This window comes from Pseudomonas sp. S150, from assembly GCF_004526365.1.
GTDB lineage: Bacteria > Pseudomonadota > Gammaproteobacteria > Pseudomonadales > Pseudomonadaceae > Aquipseudomonas > Aquipseudomonas putida_A.
Genome location: NZ_CP038207.1, coordinates 5,686,248 through 5,705,354 on the forward strand (window position 1 = coordinate 5,686,248; position 19,107 = coordinate 5,705,354).

At 61.0% G+C, this 19,107-nt stretch carries 14 protein-coding genes and 1 pseudogene; 4 read left to right on the plus strand and 11 right to left on the minus strand.

All coding sequences use genetic code 11. The features are described from left to right. Positions 1 to 66 precede the first annotated feature (66 nt). From zapE to E3Z29_RS26370, 3 genes are all read right to left on the minus strand, one after another. Positions 67 to 1,161, minus strand: a complete 1,095-nt coding sequence (gene zapE / locus E3Z29_RS26360; RefSeq protein ID WP_041074841.1) for a cell division protein ZapE — start codon at positions 1,159 to 1,161, stop codon at positions 67 to 69. 90 nt (positions 1,162 to 1,251) lie between these two features. Further along, positions 1,252 to 2,607, minus strand: a complete 1,356-nt coding sequence (locus tag E3Z29_RS26365; RefSeq protein ID WP_134787306.1) for a tryptophan--tRNA ligase — start codon at positions 2,605 to 2,607, stop codon at positions 1,252 to 1,254. Positions 2,608 to 2,631: 24 nt separating this feature from the next. Beyond that, on the minus strand, positions 2,632 to 3,261 hold the full coding sequence (locus E3Z29_RS26370; RefSeq protein WP_097086289.1) for an alpha/beta hydrolase: 630 nt from the start codon (positions 3,259 to 3,261) through the stop codon (positions 2,632 to 2,634). A 144-nt stretch (positions 3,262 to 3,405) separates the two neighbouring features. Between E3Z29_RS26370 and E3Z29_RS26375 the strand changes: the two genes are divergently transcribed. Next, positions 3,406 to 3,840 carry a YhcB family protein gene (locus tag E3Z29_RS26375; RefSeq protein ID WP_027612195.1) on the plus strand — a complete coding sequence of 145 codons (435 nt, stop codon included), beginning with the start codon at positions 3,406 to 3,408 and terminating at the stop codon, positions 3,838 to 3,840. A 253-nt stretch (positions 3,841 to 4,093) separates the two neighbouring features. Here the strand turns inward: E3Z29_RS26375 and E3Z29_RS26380 are convergent, their stop codons facing one another. The 7 genes and pseudogenes from E3Z29_RS26380 to E3Z29_RS26410 form a co-directional block, all read right to left on the minus strand. Further along, the gene (locus E3Z29_RS26380) at positions 4,094 to 4,828 is read right to left on the minus strand and encodes an OmpA family protein (protein WP_007961595.1); all 735 of its coding nucleotides are present in this window, start codon (positions 4,826 to 4,828) and stop codon (positions 4,094 to 4,096) included. Between the two features lie 117 nt (positions 4,829 to 4,945). Beyond that, complete coding sequence (locus E3Z29_RS26385) at positions 4,946 to 5,590, minus strand: MBL fold metallo-hydrolase (RefSeq protein ID WP_027612196.1); 645 nt, start codon at positions 5,588 to 5,590, stop codon at positions 4,946 to 4,948. A gap of 63 nt (positions 5,591 to 5,653) precedes the next feature. After that, positions 5,654 to 8,386: a LuxR C-terminal-related transcriptional regulator gene (locus E3Z29_RS26390; RefSeq protein WP_134787307.1), complete on the minus strand. Its 2,733-nt coding sequence runs from the start codon at positions 8,384 to 8,386 to the stop codon at positions 5,654 to 5,656. A 201-nt stretch (positions 8,387 to 8,587) separates the two neighbouring features. Next, positions 8,588 to 9,952 carry a DUF1329 domain-containing protein gene (locus tag E3Z29_RS26395; RefSeq protein WP_027612198.1) on the minus strand — a complete coding sequence of 455 codons (1,365 nt, stop codon included), beginning with the start codon at positions 9,950 to 9,952 and terminating at the stop codon, positions 8,588 to 8,590. Positions 9,953 to 9,980: 28 nt separating this feature from the next. Next, positions 9,981 to 11,870 (minus strand): DUF1302 domain-containing protein, encoded by a 1,890-nt coding sequence (locus E3Z29_RS26400; protein WP_134787308.1) that lies wholly within the window; start codon positions 11,868 to 11,870, stop codon positions 9,981 to 9,983. A 337-nt stretch (positions 11,871 to 12,207) separates the two neighbouring features. Then, on the minus strand, positions 12,208 to 13,890 hold the full coding sequence (locus tag E3Z29_RS26405) for a fatty acid--CoA ligase (protein WP_134787309.1): 1,683 nt from the start codon (positions 13,888 to 13,890) through the stop codon (positions 12,208 to 12,210). A gap of 147 nt (positions 13,891 to 14,037) precedes the next feature. Continuing rightward, positions 14,038 to 15,221, minus strand: a pseudogene (locus tag E3Z29_RS26410) (MFS transporter). A 100-nt stretch (positions 15,222 to 15,321) separates the two neighbouring features. On the opposite strand from E3Z29_RS26410, the gene E3Z29_RS26415 reads away from it, so the two are divergent. Next, positions 15,322 to 16,086, plus strand: a complete 765-nt coding sequence (locus E3Z29_RS26415; protein ID WP_134787310.1) for a helix-turn-helix domain-containing protein — start codon at positions 15,322 to 15,324, stop codon at positions 16,084 to 16,086. A gap of 127 nt (positions 16,087 to 16,213) precedes the next feature. Here E3Z29_RS26415 and E3Z29_RS26420 read toward each other — a convergent pair whose 3' ends face one another. Continuing rightward, positions 16,214 to 16,843 carry a LysE family translocator gene (locus E3Z29_RS26420; protein ID WP_027612203.1) on the minus strand — a complete coding sequence of 210 codons (630 nt, stop codon included), beginning with the start codon at positions 16,841 to 16,843 and terminating at the stop codon, positions 16,214 to 16,216. 243 nt (positions 16,844 to 17,086) lie between these two features. Here E3Z29_RS26420 and E3Z29_RS26425 point away from each other — a divergent pair, with 243 nt between their 5' ends. Together E3Z29_RS26425 and E3Z29_RS26430 are read left to right on the plus strand one after the other, a co-directional pair. Continuing rightward, on the plus strand, positions 17,087 to 18,052 hold the full coding sequence (locus E3Z29_RS26425) for a 2-hydroxyacid dehydrogenase (protein ID WP_134787311.1): 966 nt from the start codon (positions 17,087 to 17,089) through the stop codon (positions 18,050 to 18,052). A gap of 33 nt (positions 18,053 to 18,085) precedes the next feature. Then, on the plus strand, positions 18,086 to 19,084 hold the full coding sequence (locus E3Z29_RS26430) for a class I SAM-dependent methyltransferase (RefSeq protein WP_027612205.1): 999 nt from the start codon (positions 18,086 to 18,088) through the stop codon (positions 19,082 to 19,084). Positions 19,085 to 19,107 lie beyond the last annotated feature (23 nt).

Consider the following 19,107-nt stretch of genomic DNA (forward strand, 5'->3'; position numbering starts at 1 on the left):
CAGGGGTACTGCGTCGCATAAAAAAAGGCCTGCAATTGCAGGCCCTTTTTTGTATGCCGAATCTGTTTAAGGCTTGTGCGCCCGGGACAGGAATTCGTGCGATTGCATCTCCAGCAGACGGCTGAGCGTACGCTGGAATTCGAACGTCAGGCGTCCGCCGGTGTACAGGTCTTTCAACTCGACTTCGGCAGAAATGATCAGCTTGACGTTACGATCATAGAACTCGTCGACCATGTTGATGAAACGCCGGGCGATGTCGTCGGTGGTGACGCTCATCTGCTCGACGCCGCTGAGCAGCACCGCGTGGAAGATCTTGCCCAGCTCGATGTAGTCGTTCTGGCTGCGCGGACCGTCGCACAGTTCGCGGAAGTCGAACCAGGCCACGTCGTCGCAGGTGCGCAGGGCACGGATTTCACGGTTCTCGATGATCAGCACATCGTTTTCCACCGCGGCGGTGCATTCCGGCGTCAGGGCCTTGAAGCTCTTGCGCAGGCTTTCATGGGCGGCTTCATCCAGCGGATAGTGGAACAGCTCCGCTTGTTCGAGGTGGCGCAGACGGTAGTCGACACCGCTGTCGACGTTGACGATCTCGGTGTTCTGCTTGATCAGCGCAATAGCCGGCAGGAAGCGTGCGCGTTGCAGGCCGTCCTTGTACAAGCCGTCCGGAACGATGTTCGAGGTCGCGACCAGGGTCACGCCGTTCTTGAACAGCTCTTCCATCAGCGTGCCGAGGATCATCGCGTCGGTGATGTCCGAAACGAAGAATTCATCGAAGCAGATCACTCGCGACTCGGTCGCGAAGCGCTTGGCGATGATGGTCAGCGGGTTTTTCTCGCCGCCCAGGGTTTTCATCTCTTCGTGCACACGCTTCATGAAGCGGTGGAAGTGGGTGCGGGTCTTTTCCTTGAACGGCAGCGCTTCGAAGAAGGTGTCGACCAGGTAAGTCTTGCCGCGACCCACGCCGCCCCAGAAGTACAGGCCCTTGACCGGCGTCTGATCCTTCTTGCCAAACAGCTTGCCCAGCAAACCCGGCTTGTTCTGCTCGGCCGCGATCAGATCGTCGTACAGGCGCTGCAGATGACGCACGGCAGTTTCCTGCGCGGCGTCATGGAAGAAGTCCGGGCGTTTCAGATCAGCTTGATATCGTTCTAGGGGCGTCATAATTCGTTAGCAAGGCAACAAAAACGGGCCGTCACTGTAGCGACGGCCCGTAGGAATGGCAATCAGCCCTTGGTCGGGCCGCGCCGCGGATTAGTCCTGAACCGGGGTCAGTGCAACGCGCAGAGCTTCGACAGCCGCGTCCCGCGCAGCAGCATCGGCGAACGCCGGGCTGTCGCCAACGCACTCGCCTTCCAGCCACACGCTGAAGCTCAGGTCTTGATTGCGAATGTCCAGCGCCTGACCGGCCTGCAGTTGCTTGGTCACTTGACCGGCGGTTTTGCCGTCGGCAAAGTTGCGCGACAGCAGCAGTTGCTCGCCATCAGCCGCCAGCAGACGGAAGCGGAAGCTGCCGTCGTCTTCACGGAAGCTCACGAAACGTGCAGCTTTCACGGCTTTCTTTTTGGTGGTCGCCGCGACTTGCACCTGATTGACGAACGAACGCAGGCCGACCGCTTCACGCAGTTCGTTGAGGAACGGCGTCGCCACCGCACGAGCCTTTTTCGCGCCGTGTTGCAGGATGTCTTCCAGATCCGCCGGGCGCTCGATCAACTGGTGATAGCGCTCGCGGGACTCGCCCAGTTCATTGTCGAGCAACTGGAACAGACGATTCTTCGCCTCGCCCCAACCCAGACCGCCGAGCAGTTCGCTGCGGAATTCGTCCGCCTGCGCCGGTGTGGCGAACGCCTGAAACAGAGTGAACAGGTGCGAGTTGTCCGGATCTTTGGCTTCGCCCGGCGCTTTGGAGTCGGTGACGATCCGCGAGATCGCGTCCTTCATCTCTTTGGCGCTGGAGAACAGCGGGATGGTGTTGTCGTAGCTCTTCGACATCTTGCGCCCGTCGAGGCCGGGCAAGGTCGCCACGCTCTCCTCGATCAGCGCTTCAGGCATGGTGAAGAACTCTTTGCCTTGGCCGAACAGGTGGTTGAAGCGCTGGCCGATGTCGCGGGCCATTTCCACGTGCTGGATCTGGTCACGACCGACCGGGACCTTGTGCGCGTTGAACATCAGGATGTCCGCCGCCATCAGCACCGGGTAGCTGTAGAGACCCATGGTGATCCCGGCATCCGGGTCTTCACCGCTCTCGACGTTCTTGTCCACCGAGGCCTTGTAGGCGTGCGCCCGGTTGAGCAAGCCTTTGGCGGCGACGCAGGTCAGCAGCCAGGTCAGCTCGGGGATTTCCGGGATGTCGGACTGGCGATAGAAGGTCACACGGTCGACATCCAGGCCACCGGCCAGCCAGGTCGCGGCGATTTCCAGACGCGAGCGCTGGATGCGCAGCGGGTCATCGCATTTGATCAAGGCGTGGTAGTCGGCCAGGAAGTAGAACGAATCGGCATTGCTGTCGCGGCTGGCGAGAATCGCCGGGCGGATGGCGCCGGCGTAGTTGCCCAGGTGCGGCGTGCCGGTGGTGGTGATGCCGGTGAGGATACGGGTACGGTTCGTCATGGGTAATCGCTTGTCAGACTGCAATCAATTCGAGAGACGCGGCAGGATCAGATCCTTGAGATCGGTCAGCTTGCCATGAAAAAAGTGTCCGCATTCTGCCACTTTCAGCAGCTCATGGGGGCGCTGGAGTTTTTCCGACCAGTCGTAGACCAACTGCGGATCGATCACTTCGTCGGTTTCCGGCTGGATCACGGTCAGCTCGCCGTGCTGTGGCAGTTGATCCTGATCGCCCAGGCGCATCACCGCCGGCGCGACCATAAACAACTGCTTGAGCTGCACGCCTTGGGCTTCGAGACGACCGCCGAGACTTGCTGCAACAAATCCGCCGAAGGAGAAACCGAACAGGGTCAGCGGCAGCTCCGGATGCTTTTCCAGTAGCCATGCTGCGGCAGCCTGAGCGTCGTCGACTTCACCGCTGCCCATGTCGTGGGAGCCTTCGCTGGCACCGACGCCGCGATAGTTGAAGCGCAAGGTGATCAGCCCGGCGTCGCGCGCGGTGCGCTGCAGGGTCGAGACGACCTTGTTGAGCATGGTGCCGCCCTGCACCGGGTTTGGATGGCAGATCAGCGCGATGCCGACTGGCTGCTCGTTATCGAGGTACAGCGCTTCGATTTGGCCGACTGGGCCGGCAATCACTACAGGGGTTTCACGCATCAGCAAGGAAGGAACTCCGTGACCTCGAATCGGGTCGACTCGTCTAGCAAATTGTCTGTGCCAATCTATTGCGAGTGAATCGCGGTATACAGCGCAGGTTCGAGCCGTTAACGTAAAGCAAAGCCGTTTATAGAGGAAGGACTCGTGGAACACTCGCTCTTAGTTTGGTTGTTACCGACTCTTGCCCTGGTTGTGGGTGTCGCCATTGGATTCCTGATCGCTCGCGTCGCACCGAATGCCGCGCCGAGCCGCACGCAGCGTCAACTGGATGATATCCAGGAGCGTTTCGACAGCTATCAAAACGAGGTGGTCACTCACTTCAACAGCACCGCGACGCTGGTCAAGAAGCTGACCCAGAGCTATCAGGAAGTGCAGGATCATCTCGCCGAGGGTGCCAACCGCCTGGCCCTGGACGAGCAGACCCGTCAACGCCTGATCGCCGCTTTGCACGCCGATGCCGCGCAGGCACCGCGCGAACGCCTGACGCCGCCGCGCGATCAGGAGCCGCCACGCGACTACGCACCGAAAGCCCCGAACTCGCCTGGCATGCTCGATGAGCATTATGGCTTGAAGAAGTAATCAGTCTTCGCTGCAAGCAAAAAGCCCCCGGACAATTCGGTTGTCCGGGGGCTTTTTTGTATCTGATGATTTGAGGGTGTTGGTCCGGCCCCTTCGCGAGCAAGCCCGCTCCCACAGGGTCATGTGGTGAACGCAGATTCTGTGAACAACCCCCATCCCTGTGGGAGCGGGCTTGCTCGCGAAAGGGCCAGCACGGGCAACCCAAAAAAATGCCCGGTCACAAGACCGGGCATTTCTTCACTCAAGCATTCACTTACGGATACTGCTGAACCGTCCCCGGCTGTTGCTGCTGACCACCATACTGCTGACCCGGAATCGCTTTCAGGTTGACCTCGACGCGGCGGTTCTGCGCGCGGCCATTGACGTCACCGTTGCTGGCAATCGGGTTATCCGGGCCGGCGCCACGGGCCGAGAGGTTGGCACCGCTGACACCTTGAGAAGTCAGGTAGGTGGCCACGCTCTGCGCACGACGCTGAGACAGGTCCATGTTGTGCTGGCGGCTGCCGGTGCTGTCGGTGTAGCCGACGATTTCGATCTGGTTCTGGTTGAACTCTTTCAACGAGTTCGCCAGGTTGTTCAGCGGCTGATAGAAGCTTGGCGCGATGTTCGCCGAATCGGTGGCGAAGGTGATGTTGCCTGGCATGATCAGCTTGATCTGATCGCCCTGGCGCTGCACTTCAACCCCGGTGTTGGCCATGCTGGCGCGCAGCTTTTTCTCTTGCTGGTCGGCGTAGTAACCGTAACCGGCCGCCGAGGCACCAACGACCGCCGCGCCGATCAAGGCACCCTTGCCACGGTTGTTGTGGTCGATGGCGGCACCTGCCAAGGCGCCGGCCAGCGCACCGAGACCGCCGTACTTGGCGGTTTTGCTCATGCCTTGCGAGCCACCGTCGGCCTGCCCCTGATTGTCATACGGGTTGGGCGAGGCGCAGCCGGCCAACATGGCCACAGCGGTAGCAACAATAATCAAACGAGGCGTGGTGAACATGAAGAGCTCCTGGTTTTTTTCGCATTCTGTGTGGCAGCGGCCCTAGGCAATAGACCTGTGCGGGCGTTGGATCATGACAATGCCGAAAAATTCCGCTGCACACTCGTGACAAAATGTTTAGGCGCGAACGAACGGGTTTTCGCGCATTTCATCTCCGAGACGCGTGTCCGGGCCATGCCCGGCAACCACGATTGCGTCTTCGTCGAGGGTGTACAGCCGCTGCTTGATCGATCGCACGATGGTCGCCTGATCGCCGCCCCACAAATCCGTGCGCCCTACCCCGCGACGAAACAGCGTGTCGCCGGCAATCAACAGCTTAGCCTCGGAAAACCAAAAGCTCATGGAACCGGGCGTATGTCCCGGCGTATGCAGCGCCACGCCGCAGCCGCAGGCCAGTTCTTCATCGTCGCTCAACCAGCGATCCGGCGACGGCACCGGCGTGTAGGGCACACCGAACATCTGGCATTGCATTTCAAGGTTGTCCCACAGGAACTGGTCTTCCTTGTGCAGATGCAGGGTTGCGCCGGTCTTTTCCTTCATCTGCCCGGAGGCGAGAAAATGATCGAGATGCGCGTGGGTGTGGATGATGCTGACCACTTTCAGACCGTGGGCATCGAGGCGCGCCATGATCAGATCGGGGTTGCCGCCCGGATCGACGACGATGGCTTTTTTAGTGATCGGGTCGCCGATGATCGTGCAGTTGCATTGCAGCGGGCCGACAGGGAAGGTTTCGCGGATGAGCGCAGGCGCTGGAACAGTCATGGGGCAATCCTGATCAATATTCGACGGCGGCGAAAACCGCTGATGCCGAAGATTTTAGCGGGACTAGATCATTAACCCCAGCGCCTTGGCGCGGGCCACCGCCTGAGTACGCCGCTCAACCCCCAACTTGCTGTTGATATGGCTGGCATGGGTTTTCACCGTATGCAGCGAAATGAACAGTTGCTCGCTGATTTCCTGATTGGAACAGCCCTGGGCAATCAAACGCAGCACCGCCAGCTCGCGACTGCTGAGTTGTTCGGCAGATCCACATTCAATGACAGGACGGGCAACCACCAGCGGAAAATGCGTCAGCAACTGCTGTCCTGCCAGTGCTGGCGAGTTTTGCAGCTGGCTGCGCAGCCAGTCCGGATGCGCGTTGATCAAGGCGTCAAATGGCTGTATCACGCCGCCCGTCGCCGCTTCCAGCGCCTGGTTCAATGCTTTGCGTGCCTCGGATTCGCGACCACTGCTCAGCAGCAAATTCACTTTCTGCGCCAGCGCCATCACACACAGCAACTGGCGCCCGGTTTGCTGACCGTTTTCCAGCAACACATTCAACCGCCCTTCGGCGAGCATCGGCTGGCCCTTGATCACGTCGAGCAACGCTTGTTGCAATTCCACATGCAGCGGCAGCTGTGGATGAAATTCCGGTGGTGCGGCTGCACGTTCGCCGGTGTAGGTCTGGCCCAGTCGTGCCAGCCAGGCTTCGGCCAGATCAGTGCGGCCTTGCGCCAGCCACAGTTCGCATTTGACCAGGGTGATCATCGCCAGATAGTAGATCGGCGGCACATCCCATATATGCATCAGACGCTCGGCTTCAGCGAGTTCGGCGAAGGCCTTGGCGAATTCGCCGAGGCTGCCGTCGAGACGGGCGATCACGCAGTGACCGATCAATACGCTGATATCGCGACAGGCCCGCGCTTCGGCCAGACCGCTCAGCAATCGGGCCCGGGCCTGCTGCGGTTGCAAGCGCATCGACAGCAGAAAACCTTCATACAGCGTCAATCGCGCACGCACCGCGTACAGACGTTGCGCCGACAACCCGCGCAGACGATCAAGACCCTGATGCACCTCATCCAGTGCCCGCAGAATTTCCCCGCGCGATTGCAGGACCCGCGCCCGGTCGTAATGCGCCAAGGCTTCGAACAACGGATTGCCGACCCGCTGCGCCAGCTCGAGGGATTCTCGATTCAAGCCCCGCGCACGCCACAGGTCACCGTCGGCGATCGCCAGATTGGACAAGGTCGACAGGCACATCAGGCGTTGCCCGTAACGTTTCACCGGCAGGCTTTCCAGTGCTTCGCTGCAATAGCGCTGGGTCAGCTCACGATGCCCGCGCCCGCGGGCGATGATGCCGCTGAGCGCCAGCCATTGCGCGAGCATCGACTTCTGCGCAGAGGCCGAAGGCGCCGGCAGGAAACGACTTAAATGACTGGCCAGCTCTTCAGCGGCATCCAGCTGACAGGCCAGCCCGAGCGCCCAGCTGTAGAGCACGATCAAGCGTGGCGTGCTGATCAGCAGACTGTCGGGCAAGTCCATTTTCCAGCGCAGCAGCATGCCCACGTTCTGCTCGGCGAGCAGTTGTTCCTCGGACAGGTTCTGCACCAGATTCGCTGCGACATCCAGATGGCCGGCGCGCAAGGCCTGCTCCACCGCTTCGTCGAGCAGCCCTTGAGCATTGAACCAGCGACAGGCGCGCAGGTGCAGGGTCGCCGCCGGCACCAGCGTCTGGGTCACGGGACGGCTGCGCAGCAGATCGGAAAACAAATGGTGATAGCGATACCAGTGACCGTGTTCGTCCAGCGGCACCAGAAATACCTGATGCGCCAACAGAAACCGCAGGATTTCGGCGCTGTCGTGGGCTTCGCGCACCGCGTCGCACAGCTCGCTGCAAAAGCGCTCTTGAGGGGCGGTGTCGTAGAGAAACGCCTGCACCTCGGCCGGCAGGCAATCGATCACTTCTTCCAGCAGGTAATCGCGGATCAGCCCTTCCCCGCCGTTCAGCGCGGGTGGCAGCGGAGCCCCGCTGCCAGCCTCGGAGACCGCAAGCAACCAGAAACGCAGTCCGGCCACCCAGCCTTCGCTGCGCTGGATCAGGTTTTCCAGCGCTTCGCCGCGCAATGAACTGCTGTGTCGATCGAGCAGCGTCAGGGCTTCATCGTGGGTCAGGCGCAAGTCCTGCTCATGCAGTTCGAGCAACTGGCGCGACAGGCGCAGACGCGCCAGATGCCAGTCCGGGCGCTGCCGACTGGTGACCATGACCAGCAAGCCATCGGGAAGATGATTGAGGAAAAACTGCAGGCAACGGTCGAGTACCGGGCCTTGGGCGAGATGGTAGTCGTCGAGCACCAGCAACAGCGGCGCCGTCGGTTGCAGTTGCAGGGCCAACTCATCGAGCAAGCCGTCGAGCCATTCTTCGAAGGCGAACGGCTGATGGCGCTGGCGCATCTTCAACAGGCCGAGTGCACGACTGCCCAGATCCGGAAAGTAGTCCTGCAGTCCCTCCAGCAATCGCTCGAGAAACCGCCCCGGATCGTTATCCCGTGGGCTCAATCCCAGCCAGAGACTTTGCCAGTGCCCCGGCAGGCTCTGACAGAACTCCACCGCCAGCGAACTCTTGCCGAACCCGGCCGGAGCGCAGACCAGTAACAGACGTCCACCGAGCCCGGTTTGCAGGCGCTCGCAGAGACGTGGCCGCAAGACGTATCCGTCCGGCAGCGGAGGACGGAAAAAACGTCCGTCCAGTGCCGCGACGGCAACGCTTGCGGGACCCGGAAGTGGGGACAGATCAGTCATGGCCGGCTCTTGTTCGAATGGCTATTGGCGGCGTAGCAGATGTCCGCAGCCTAGCCTTAAACGTAGCGGTTATGAAGGTTGCTGCTACAAATGGCTACAAAAAGACTGTCGCGAGCCGGCAGCTCCTACAAAATCAACGCCAAAAAAAACGCCCCGAACCAGTCGGGGCGTTTTTTCGAGGATGCGGCCTCGGGTCAAAGCTTAGCGGATACCGTCCTGGCCCAGGTTGCCCGGCTGGAATTCGCTCTTGGTGGCAGAGAAACCGAAGTCATACGCTGATTTTTCTTCGTTCTTCATGCCCAGCGCCAGGTAGCGGCCCGATTGCAGGTCGTACAGGGCTTCCAGCGCGTACCACGGCACTTGCTTGTCGTAGTAGTCCTCGGCATGCGCTTCGGCGACACGCCACAGCTGACCGCGACCGTCGTAGTGGTCGATGACTGCTGCCTGCCAGGTGTCTTCGTCGATGTAGAAGTCACGTTTGGCATAGATATGGCGCTGACCCGGTTTCAGGGTGGCGACCACGTGCCAGACACGACGCAACTCGTAACGGGTCAGGTCCTGGTTGATATGGCCGGCCTTGATGATGTCTGCGTACTTGAGGGTCGGCGAGTCGATCTTGTAGCTGTTGGAGGCAATGTACATCTCTTTCTTGCCTTCGAGCTTCCAGTCGTAGCGATCCGGCGCACCGTTGTACATGTCGAGGTTGTCGGAGGTACGCAGACCGTCCGCCGCAGTGCCCGGGCCGTCATAGGACACTTGCGGTGCCTGACGCACACGACGCTGACCAGTGGCGTAGACCCACGCCTTGCGCGGCTCCTTCACCTGGTCGAGGGTTTCGTGGACCAGTAGCACGGTACCGGCCAGACGTGCCGGCGCGGTCACTTTCTGCTTGAAGTAGAACAGGATGTTGCCCGGGTTGGCCGGGTCGTAGTCCTTCATCTTGTCGCGGAACACGAACTGGTCCTGGAAGTACACCAGGCTGAACGAGCCGTTGGTTTGCGGAGTCGCCTGGGTCACCAGACGGGTCACACTGCCACCGCGATAGCGGGTGATGTGGTTCCAGATCACTTCCAGACCGCTTTTCGGAATCGGGAACGGCACGGCGGTATCGAAGTTTTCCAGACCGTTACCGCCTGCGACCAGATTGGTGGTGGTGGCGTTTTTCTTGATCGCGGCGAACACGTCATCCGGCACGGTCGAGCCGCGATGGGACGGATAAACCGGAATCTTGAAGGTGTCCGGGTAGCGCTTGAACATCGCGTACTGGCCCGGAGCAAGCTTGTCCTTGTACTGCTCGACGTTCTGCGCGGTGATGGTGAACAGCGGTTTTTCACTGCCGAACGGATCGGACAGGAAGCCCTTGCTGTCGACCGTGCCGGCATTTTTCGCCAACGGTTTCCAGGCAGGGATCGAACCGTCGGCGTTGCCGGCCATTTCGGCGCCCATCGGGGTCAGGCTCTTGCCCAGCTTGTCGGCTTCGGCGGCGGGAACGGCCGCCATGACGCTGGTCGCCAGCAGCGACAAACCCAGAACACTCGCGTGGAACAGACTCTTTGTTATTTTCATATGTGTGTTCGTCCTGAAAAAACTGTGCTTAGAAGTTCACGCCGACGCTCAAGGCCACGAAGTCACGATCGTCCACGGTCGTGTAGTCGCCGCCAAAGAAGTTGGTGTAGGCCAGGCTCGCCGTGTAGGTGTTCTGGTATTCGGCATCGAGACCGAGGCTGATGGCCTTGCGACCTTCCTCGAAGTTGCCGCCAGGGCCTGGCGAGTAACCTTTCACGTCGTGCGACCAGGCCACGTTCGGCTTGAGGTTCACACCGGCAAACACGTCGCTGTAATCCCAAATGGCACGAGCGCGATAGCCCCACGAAGTGGCCGTGGTGAAACCATCGTTGTTGCAGTTGCTGGAAACGTTGTCGCGCGAAGCCCCCGGCCCGGCACCGTTGATGGTGGAGGTGTTGAGGATCTGCGAGCAGGTGTTGAGACCTCCCGTGGCAGGCAGTTCGCCCGGGCCGAACACCGGATCGCGGCCGTAACGGGCTTCGGATTTGCTTTCCAGACCACCGACGTGGGTCACGCCGACTTCACCCACCAGGGTCAGCCGGTTGGCGCCCATCACCTGATCGAAGAAGTGCGTCAGGGTGGTTTGCAGCTGGGTGATTTCTTTACGGTTGTAACCGTGCAGATCCTGGCCCGGCACGCCGTTGAGGACCGACGCGTTGGTCAACGCGCCTCCCAACGGACGGACGCCGGCGAACAGGATGTCGGTGGAGTTCAACTGCACCGGAGCATTCGGCCGGTAGCTGACTTCACCGCTCCACGCCGTACCGGTAGGCAGGGTAGTGGAGAAGCTCAGACCGTACAGGCGAATGTCTTCAGGGTATTCGATGAAGTATTCCGAGTTGCCTGCCACGACCAGCGGGCCCAGTGCCTGGAACGGCCCTGGCAATGCCTTGACGCCGTTATAGATCGACTGGGGCGCGCCGGTGGCGCTGAAGATCGGCGCACGGCTGTGGTAGTTCATGAAGTAGGCGCCGAACTCGGTGGCCAGCGGGTCGAACATGTACTTGGCGGAAACGCCCCACTGCCCGCTGTCACGCGCGTTGCGGTTGGGCGAACGGCGCACCAGCACGCCCTCTTCGTTGACGTCGACACCAGCGTTGGCCAACGGCCCGAGCGCAATACCCGGAATGGTCGAACGCTTGTTCAGTACCCGCAGGTTGTCGTCGCAACCGGTGGTGACAATGTCCGGCTGCGAGAAGAACGTGCCGCAGTTGTCGGTCACGGTCTTCTGCCAGTCGATCTGGTAGAAACCTTCGGCCGAGAGGTTTTCGGTAATGCTCTGGGACACGTAGAACATGTTGACCGGGATCAGACCTTCCTTGATCTCGGCACCCGGACGGCGGAACGCGGACACGTCGATCGGGTTGATCGAGTTGATGCCGCCGCCGATGAAGGTACTTTCGCCCCAGTTCACCACCTGCTTGCCCAGACGCACCGAACCTGGCTCATCGGCAATCGAGTAGTTGTGGTAAACGAAGGCGTCGAGGATCTGCCCGCCGGAAGAGCGCGCCGCGACGTCTCGATTGTGGTTGCTGACGTCCTTGTATTCCAGGTCCTGATTCTGCAGCGCGAAGTCGTACCAGTATTTGCCCCGGACGAAGACCCCGGTGTCGCCGTATTTCAGTTCCAGATCATGGATGCCCTTGAAGATCTTCGAGAAGGCTTGCCCGCTCTTGAAGTTCAGGTGGCCGTTGTCGGAGGTCTGGGACAGGCCCTTGCCGCCGTTGTTGACACCAATAAGGTCCTTGTTCGGCTGCTGGGTCGAGATACTCATGCCCAGGGAGAGCGAGGAGTCGAACTGACCTTCGATTTCACCGACGTTGAAACTGACGCCGAATGCGGGCCCGGCGAGCGTAGAGGCAAGACTGACGGCCAGAGGCAGTTTAGCCCGGCGCCAGAACTGGTTTACTGATGTCATCGACGCTACTCCATGTGCATTATTGTTATGGCAGTGAGTACTTTTAAAAACGCCTGGAAGACCGGGAGCCAGTAGCCACCCGACGTCACTCCAAAGTTGCATCGCCCCTGTTCGTGCGTGTGCCCCGTTCTTAAAAATCCTTGAGCGGACTATAGCCAGCAGGGGGTACTGCTTGATCCCTCTAAAGTGTGATTTGCAGCTGCCGGCCACTCTGGAACAGTCCTTTCGCCAGTCCGACACATGTCGGCACGGCAAGGATGGCTGAATTTTTCGATTTAACAAGCCAAGCGCTTGCTTGGTGGGTCTGGCGCGCCGGTTTCGGCGCGCCAGCAGACACTCAAAGTGTCGAGAGGAAGGTGCTGTTGTTGGCCTGCCATTCGGTGATGTCGAGGCGGATGCGCTTCTTGTCGAGCTTGCCGACACTGGTCTTGGGAATTTCCGTAACAAGGGCGATCTGGCTTGGAATCGCCCACTTGCTCAAGTGCCCCAGCTCCACGAACGGCTTGAGGTGTTCCTTGAGCTCGCGCGCCCCGATCTCGTGCCCTTCGCGGATCACCAGCAGTGCAAACGGCCGCTCGCCCCATTGCGGATCGGCGATGCCCACCACTGCTACTTCACGTACCGCCACATGACGGCTGATCAGGTCTTCGAGGTCCAGCGAGGAAATCCACTCGCCGCCAGTCTTGATCACATCCTTGATGCGGTCGCGGATGTCGATCACGCCCATGCTGTCGAGCGTTGCCACATCGCCGGTGTGCAGCCAGCCGCCGGCCCAGAGCTCGGCGCCCTTCTGCGGTTCGTTGAAATAGCCTTCGGTGAGCCACGGCGCGCGCAGGACCAGTTCGCCCTGGGTTTCGCCGTCGGCGGGGAGGAAGTTGCCCTCGGCGTCGACGATCGCCGCTTCCACCAACGGCCCCGGCACACCGGCCTTGATCCGGTAAGTGGTGCGCTCATCTTCGGTGCCGGCCATCAACTCGTCGTTCAAATGCGCGCAGGAAACCAGTGGCCCGGTCTCCGACATGCCGTACGCCGCCGTCAGCTGAATGCCCCGGGCCTTGGCGGTTTCATACAGCGAACGGTTCAGCGCACTGCCACCGATGACGATCTTCCAGCCGCCGAAATCGGTGCCCTGTGCGCCTTTGGCGTTGAGCAGCATCTGCAGGATGGTCGGCACGCAGTGGGAGAACGTGACCTTCTCCTTGCGCCACAGCTCGACGAGGAATTCCGGGTCGTAACGCCCCGGGTAAACCTGCTTGAGCCCGAGCATGGTTGCCACGTACGGCAAACCCCAGGCATGCACATGGAACATTGGGGTGATCGGCATGTACACGTCGTTGGTGCCGAGCAGGCGCACGCTGTCGATCGCGCCCATGATCGTCGACACGCCCATGGTGTGCAGCACCAGTTGCCGATGGGTGAAGTACACGCCTTTCGGGTTGCCGGTGGTGCCGGTGGTGTAGAAGGTGGTAGCGACCGAGTTCTCGTCGAAATCCTCAAAGTCGTATTGCGCACTCGCAGCGGCCAGCAGTTGCTCATACTCGCCGACCAGGTTCGGCAGCTCGGCGGTCTTTTCCGGCAGATCGGTCAGCAGCAGGGTTTTCTCGACGGTGGTCAGGTGCGGCGCGATGGCCTGGTACAGCCCGACGAACTCGCTGTTGACCAGCACGAAGCGGTCCTCGGCGTGGTTCATGGTGTAGAGGATCTGCTCCGGCGACAGACGCACGTTGATGGTGTGGATCACCGCGCCGATCATCGGAATGGCAAACATGCATTCGAGGTAGCGATGGCTGTCCCAGTCCATCACCGCCACGGTGTCACCCGCCTTCACCCCGGCCGCCGTCAATACGTTGGCCAGCCGCGCCACCCGCTCGATCAGGGTCGGATAGCTGTAGCGCAACTGGTCTCGGTAGATGATCTCGCGGGTTTTCTCGTAACGGGCGCCGGACATCAGCAGCCGTTTGATCAGCAATGGATACTGGTAGGCCCCATCGGCCGGGGGAATGACGCGAGTCTGCAACATATGAATCCCTTTTCTGGCTGCACGGTGTTGGCGTAGAGAGCGTTACTCTAGAGCCGTTATACCCCAGTCAAATCAGCCGAAGGAATGATTTGCACAGCCGTACAAATGCTAGCTTTGCGCCAGCATTTGTCGGTATTTCAGCGCCGTTCAGGCCGTTTGCCCTACAGCCGCTTCTGAAGGCGTCCGTGGGAAAACCAGCGCAGCAAGGAAGGTCAATGCGCCGAAACCCGCCAGAATCAAGTAAAGCCCGACAAACCCATGGCGCGGCTCGATGTAGGCAATCAGCGGAATCGCCGTCGCACTGGCGCCGAACGACAGGCAGTAACGCAGGGCGAAGACCCGCGATTGCCACTGCGGCGCGACGAAATTGGCGACCATCGAGTCGTTCACCGTCACCTGACCGAACACCACGAACATGAACGCCGCACCGAGCACGATCACTGCCCAGCCATCGACATACGCCATGGCGTACAACAGCGGCGCCTGAAACAGCGTCAACACAATAAACGGCCATTTCAGGCTGACTCGGTGCAGCACCTGGCCAATGCTCAACTGCGCGACTGCACCAAAGGCATACGCGAGGCTGACCACCACGCCGAGGGTTTGCGGCGAGGCGAACAGGTCATGCAGACGTTCCTGAAACAGCTTCGGATAGGTCATGGTGGTGGCGTTGAACACCACGCCACCGGTGGCCGTCGCCAGCGCCAGCACGCCGAATACCATGAGCATCGAAATCCGCTGCCCGGCAGCGCCCTTCAGTGCGGTGTGTGGACGCTGCGGGATCGGCTCTTCACGCACCTGCAAGGCAAAGCCGATTCCCAGCATGATCGCCACCACCCCCGGTAACACAAAGGCCGACCGCCAGCCGAACTGCGCCACCAGCAACCCGGTGATAGCGCCGAGAACGCTACGCCGAGGTTGCCCCACATGCCATTGATGCCGATCTCCCGCCCGCGATTCTGCGCGTAGGCCACCAGCATCGCGGTGCCCACCGGGTGGTAGATCGCGGCGAAAATGCCGATCAGGGTCAACCCGATCACCAGCATCGTCGGGCTGGTGCTCAGCCCGGTGAAGATCGCCGAGGCGCCGATGCCGAAGAAAAACACCAGCATCATCTGCCGCCGACTCCAGTGATCGCCCAGCCAGCCGGCCGGTAACGAACAGGCGCCAAAGGCAATGAACCCACCCAGCGAAAGGCCGATCAGCGCGGCGTAGTCGAGGCCGAAGGCCTGGGTCATGCCGAGCACGGCGGCGGGGAAAATCAGCATGAACATGTGATCGATCACATGGGCGGCGTTGACGTAGCGAATGACGTTTCGAGATTGATTCATGGCGGCACGCTTGTGTTTGTTATGGGCGGATTGTTGTCAGCGGCTTTATGCTAAGTTGGCGAAAAAGCGCATACCTGCCAACCAGGTCATCGAATCCGACATGTTGATCAGCCACTTCGAACACGGTCCGGTGAGCGCCTATCCCCGGGATTATCTGGACGGCGCGCACCAGCCGCTGCATCTGCACCGCGAGGCGCAGTTGCTGTATGCCGTCCGAGGGATCATGCGAGTGGTCACCGACCTCGGTGCCTGGGTGATTCCGCCAAGCCGCGCAGTGTGGATTCCGCCGCAAGTCGCGCACGAGATTTTCATGTCCGGCGATGTGCAGATGCGCTCGCTGTTCATTGCCCCCGAGCTGTCACCGGCCAGCCTGCAACAGTGCTGCGTGCTGGCGGTGACGCCGCTACTGCGCGAGTTGATCCTGCGCGCCGTGCAGGGCCCGCCGCACGCGGACAATCCGCTGATCCAGCAGTTGATGCTGGAAGAGCTCGCCAGCCTGGACAACCTGCCGCTGCACATTCCAATGCCTACTGACCGACGCCTGCAGAACATCTGTCTGGCGTTGCTGCACACACCGGATCACCCCAACACCCTGGAAGACTGGGCGCAGCAGGTCGGCGCCAGCTCACGCACTCTGGCGCGGCTGTTCCAGCGACAACTGAAGATGAGTTTCAACGCCTGGCGCCAGCAACTGCGCCTGATGGAAGCGCTGCCGCGCCTGCTCGCCGGGGACAGCGTGCAGAGCGTGGCGCGGGATCTGGGGTACGGCAGCGCGCGGGCGTTCAGCGCGATGTTTCGCCGGTTGCTCGGGGACAATCCCCGGGAGTACCTGAATAATCTGAGCAAACTCAGCCAACTCGTGTAGGAATTCCCCATTTCCCTGTGGGAGCGAGCTTGCTCGCGAAAGCAATCTTCCAGTCACCTGTGATATCGACTGATCCGACGCCTTCGCGAGCAAGCTCGCTCCCACAGTTTTGATCGGGTTTCAGCTCTTAGTGCATCTCGGTAAACGCGATTTTCACGCCGAGAGCGATCAGCACCGCGCCCATGGTGCGGTCGAACCAATGGCCCATGCGGGCAAAACCGGCACGTACACGTTGCTGACTGAACAGCATCGCCACCAGGCAGAACCAGAAAGCGGTCGCAACGGCCAGGTAAACCCCGTAACCCGCCTGCACCGCCAGTGGCGTGTGCGGGTTGATCACCACGGTAAACAGCGACAGGAAGAACAGCGTGGCTTTCGGATTCAGACCATTGGTCACGAAGCCCGAGGTGAACGCGCCGCGCGCGGTGCGCACGCCGGCTTCCTTGTGCAGATCATCGGTAACGGTTTTCGCCGGCTGCGCGCGCAAGGCCTTGAAGCCGATGTACAGCAGGTACGCGGCGGCGGCCCATTTCAAGGCGTTGAACAGCACGATCGACTGCGAAACGATCAGGCCGATGCCGAGCAGCGAATAACCCACATGCAGGAAAATCGCCGTGCCCACACCCAGCGCGGTCCAGGTGCCGGCGCGACGACCATGGGTCACGCTCTCGCGCACCACCACGGCAAAGTCCGGGCCGGGGCTGGCCACGGCCAGCAGATGGATCAGTGCAACGGTCAAGAACTCGGTCCAGTACATGGGGGCTCCTCTGGGGGTGATCATCAACTTGAACACATCGCCTGAATGCTTTTCCCCTGTGGGAGCGGGCTTGCTCGCGAATGGCGTTGTGTCAGGCAACCTTTATGGGTCTGACACGCCCTCTTCGCGAGCAAGCCCGCTCCCACAGGTTTTGTGAGCACCTCGGGCACTGCGTAACGTTTTGTTTCATCTGGTAGGCTCGGCAGATTACGCCTTCCGTTCCAAGCACAAAAGGTACAGTTGATGACGAACCCGCGCCGCGCCGTATTCCTCGATCACCCGTCTCTGGATCTCGGCGATCTCGACCTCAGCCCGCTGCGCGCCTGCTTCAGCGACCTGCAACTGTTCGCCCAGACTGCGCCTGATCAAGTCGCCGAACGCCTGCACGGGGCCAGCGTGGCGATCACCAACAAGATCCGCATCGATGCCGCCACGATGGCCGCCAACCCGGATCTGCAACTGATCCTGATCACCGCCACCGGCACCAACAACGTCGATCTGGACGCGGCTCGCGCCCACGGCATCACCGTGTGCAACTGTCAGGGTTACGGCACGCCGTCGGTGGCGCAACACACGATCATGCTGCTGCTCAACCTCGCCACCCGCCTCGCGGATTATCAAAAAGCCGTCGGCGAAGGTCGCTGGCAGCAGGCCAGACAGTTCTGCCTGCTCGACTATCCGATCGTCGAACTGGAGGGCAAAACCCTCGGCCTGCTTGGTCATGGCGAACTCGGCGGTGCGGTCGCGCGACTGGCCGAAGCATTTGGCATGCGTGTATTGCTCGGACAGATTCCGGGCCGCCCGGCGCGGCCGGACCGTCTGCCGCTGAACGAATTGCTGCCGCAGATCGACGCCCTGACCCTGCACTGTCCGCTCAACGAACACACCCGGCACTTCATCGGCGCCCGCGAGCTGGCGGCGATGAAACCCGGCGCCTTTGTGGTCAACACCGCTCGCGGTGGTTTGATCGACGAGCAAGCCTTGGCCGCCGCGTTGCGCAACGGTCACCTTGGCGGCGCCGCCACCGACGTGCTCAGCGTCGAACCGCCGGTCAACGGCAATCCGCTGCTGGCCGCCGACATTCCACGGCTGATCGTCACTCCGCACAACGCCTGGGGCAGTCGCGAAGCGCGGCAACGCATCGTCGGCCAATTGACCGAAAACGCCCAGGCATTCTTCAGCGGTAAAGCGCTGCGGGTCGTCAGTTGATAAACTGCGGCACTTTTTTTCCAAGGAGCAGTTATGGATCCGCGCAGTGAAGTACTGCTTCGTCAGGCCGAGTTATTCCAGGGTTCGCTGTTGTTGGCCGGTTTGCCTGCCGACGATCTGCTCGGGCGCCTGCCCAATGCGTTCGGCTGGTGCTGGCATGCCGGCGATCAGGCCGCTCTCGATGCGCGCTTCGAAGGTCGCAGCCATTTCGGCGTAAACGTGCCGGAGCGCGAGTTCGACAGCGCCGTGGTGTTTTTGCCCAAGTCCAAGGATCTGACCGATTACATCCTCAATGCCGTGGCCGCACGTCTGCCCGGGCGCGAGGTGTTTCTGGTCGGGGAAAAACGCAGCGGTATCGAGGGTGCGTCCAAGCAACTCAACCCGTTCGGCAAGCCGCGCAAACTCGACAGCGCCCGTCACTGCCAACTGTGGCAGGTCACCGTGGCCAACGCGCCTGAAGCAAAATCGCTGGAAAGCCTGGCGCAGACTTATGAGCTGCCGCTGGCCGAAGGCCCGCTTAAAGTCATCAGCCTGCCGGGCGTGTTCAGCCATGGTCGACTGGACCGCGGCAGCGCCCTGCTGCTTGAGCATCTGGACAAACTGCCGAGCGGTCATCTGCTGGATTTCGGTTGTGGCGCCGGGGTTTTGGGCGCGGCGGTCAAACGGCGTTATCCGCACAATCAGGTGACTTTGCTCGACGTCGATGCCTTCGCCGCCGCCAGCAGTCGCCTGACGTTGGCGGCCAACGGTCTGGACGCCGAAGTGCTGACCGGCGACGGTATCGACGCTGCACCGATGGGTTTGAACGCGATTCTGAGCAACCCGCCGTTCCATGTCGGCGTGCACACCGATTATTTCGCTACCGAAAACTTGCTGCGAAAAGCGGCCAAACATCTGAAAAACGGCGGCGAACTGCGCTTGGTTGCGAACAGCTTCCTGAAGTATCAGCCGCTGATCGAAGAGCATCTGGGCGTGTGTGCAATCAAGGCCGAAGGCAATGGTTTCCGGATTTACCGGGCCAAGCGCGGCTGAAAATTTGTTCTTGCTCTATCGGT

Excerpts from the sequence above, each read along its gene's own strand:
- E3Z29_RS26430 (WP_027612205.1), top strand. The coding sequence starts at position 18,086 with ATGGATCCGCGCAGTGAAGTACTGCTTCGTCAGGCCGAGTTATTCCAG.
- E3Z29_RS26405 (WP_134787309.1), bottom strand. The coding sequence starts at position 13,890 with ATGTTGCAGACTCGCGTCATTCCCCCGGCCGATGGGGCCTACCAGTAT.
- E3Z29_RS26400 (WP_134787308.1), bottom strand. The coding sequence starts at position 11,870 with ATGACATCAGTAAACCAGTTCTGGCGCCGGGCTAAACTGCCTCTGGCC.
- E3Z29_RS26425 (WP_134787311.1), top strand. The coding sequence starts at position 17,087 with ATGACGAACCCGCGCCGCGCCGTATTCCTCGATCACCCGTCTCTGGAT.
- E3Z29_RS26390 (WP_134787307.1), bottom strand. The coding sequence starts at position 8,386 with ATGACTGATCTGTCCCCACTTCCGGGTCCCGCAAGCGTTGCCGTCGCG.
- E3Z29_RS26380 (WP_007961595.1), bottom strand. The coding sequence starts at position 4,828 with ATGTTCACCACGCCTCGTTTGATTATTGTTGCTACCGCTGTGGCCATG.
- E3Z29_RS26415 (WP_134787310.1), top strand. The coding sequence starts at position 15,322 with ATGTTGATCAGCCACTTCGAACACGGTCCGGTGAGCGCCTATCCCCGG.
- E3Z29_RS26365 (WP_134787306.1), bottom strand. The coding sequence starts at position 2,607 with ATGACGAACCGTACCCGTATCCTCACCGGCATCACCACCACCGGCACG.
- E3Z29_RS26370 (WP_097086289.1), bottom strand. The coding sequence starts at position 3,261 with ATGCGTGAAACCCCTGTAGTGATTGCCGGCCCAGTCGGCCAAATCGAA.
- E3Z29_RS26395 (WP_027612198.1), bottom strand. The coding sequence starts at position 9,952 with ATGAAAATAACAAAGAGTCTGTTCCACGCGAGTGTTCTGGGTTTGTCG.
- E3Z29_RS26385 (WP_027612196.1), bottom strand. The coding sequence starts at position 5,590 with ATGACTGTTCCAGCGCCTGCGCTCATCCGCGAAACCTTCCCTGTCGGC.
- zapE (WP_041074841.1), bottom strand. The coding sequence starts at position 1,161 with ATGACGCCCCTAGAACGATATCAAGCTGATCTGAAACGCCCGGACTTC.
- E3Z29_RS26420 (WP_027612203.1), bottom strand. The coding sequence starts at position 16,843 with ATGTACTGGACCGAGTTCTTGACCGTTGCACTGATCCATCTGCTGGCC.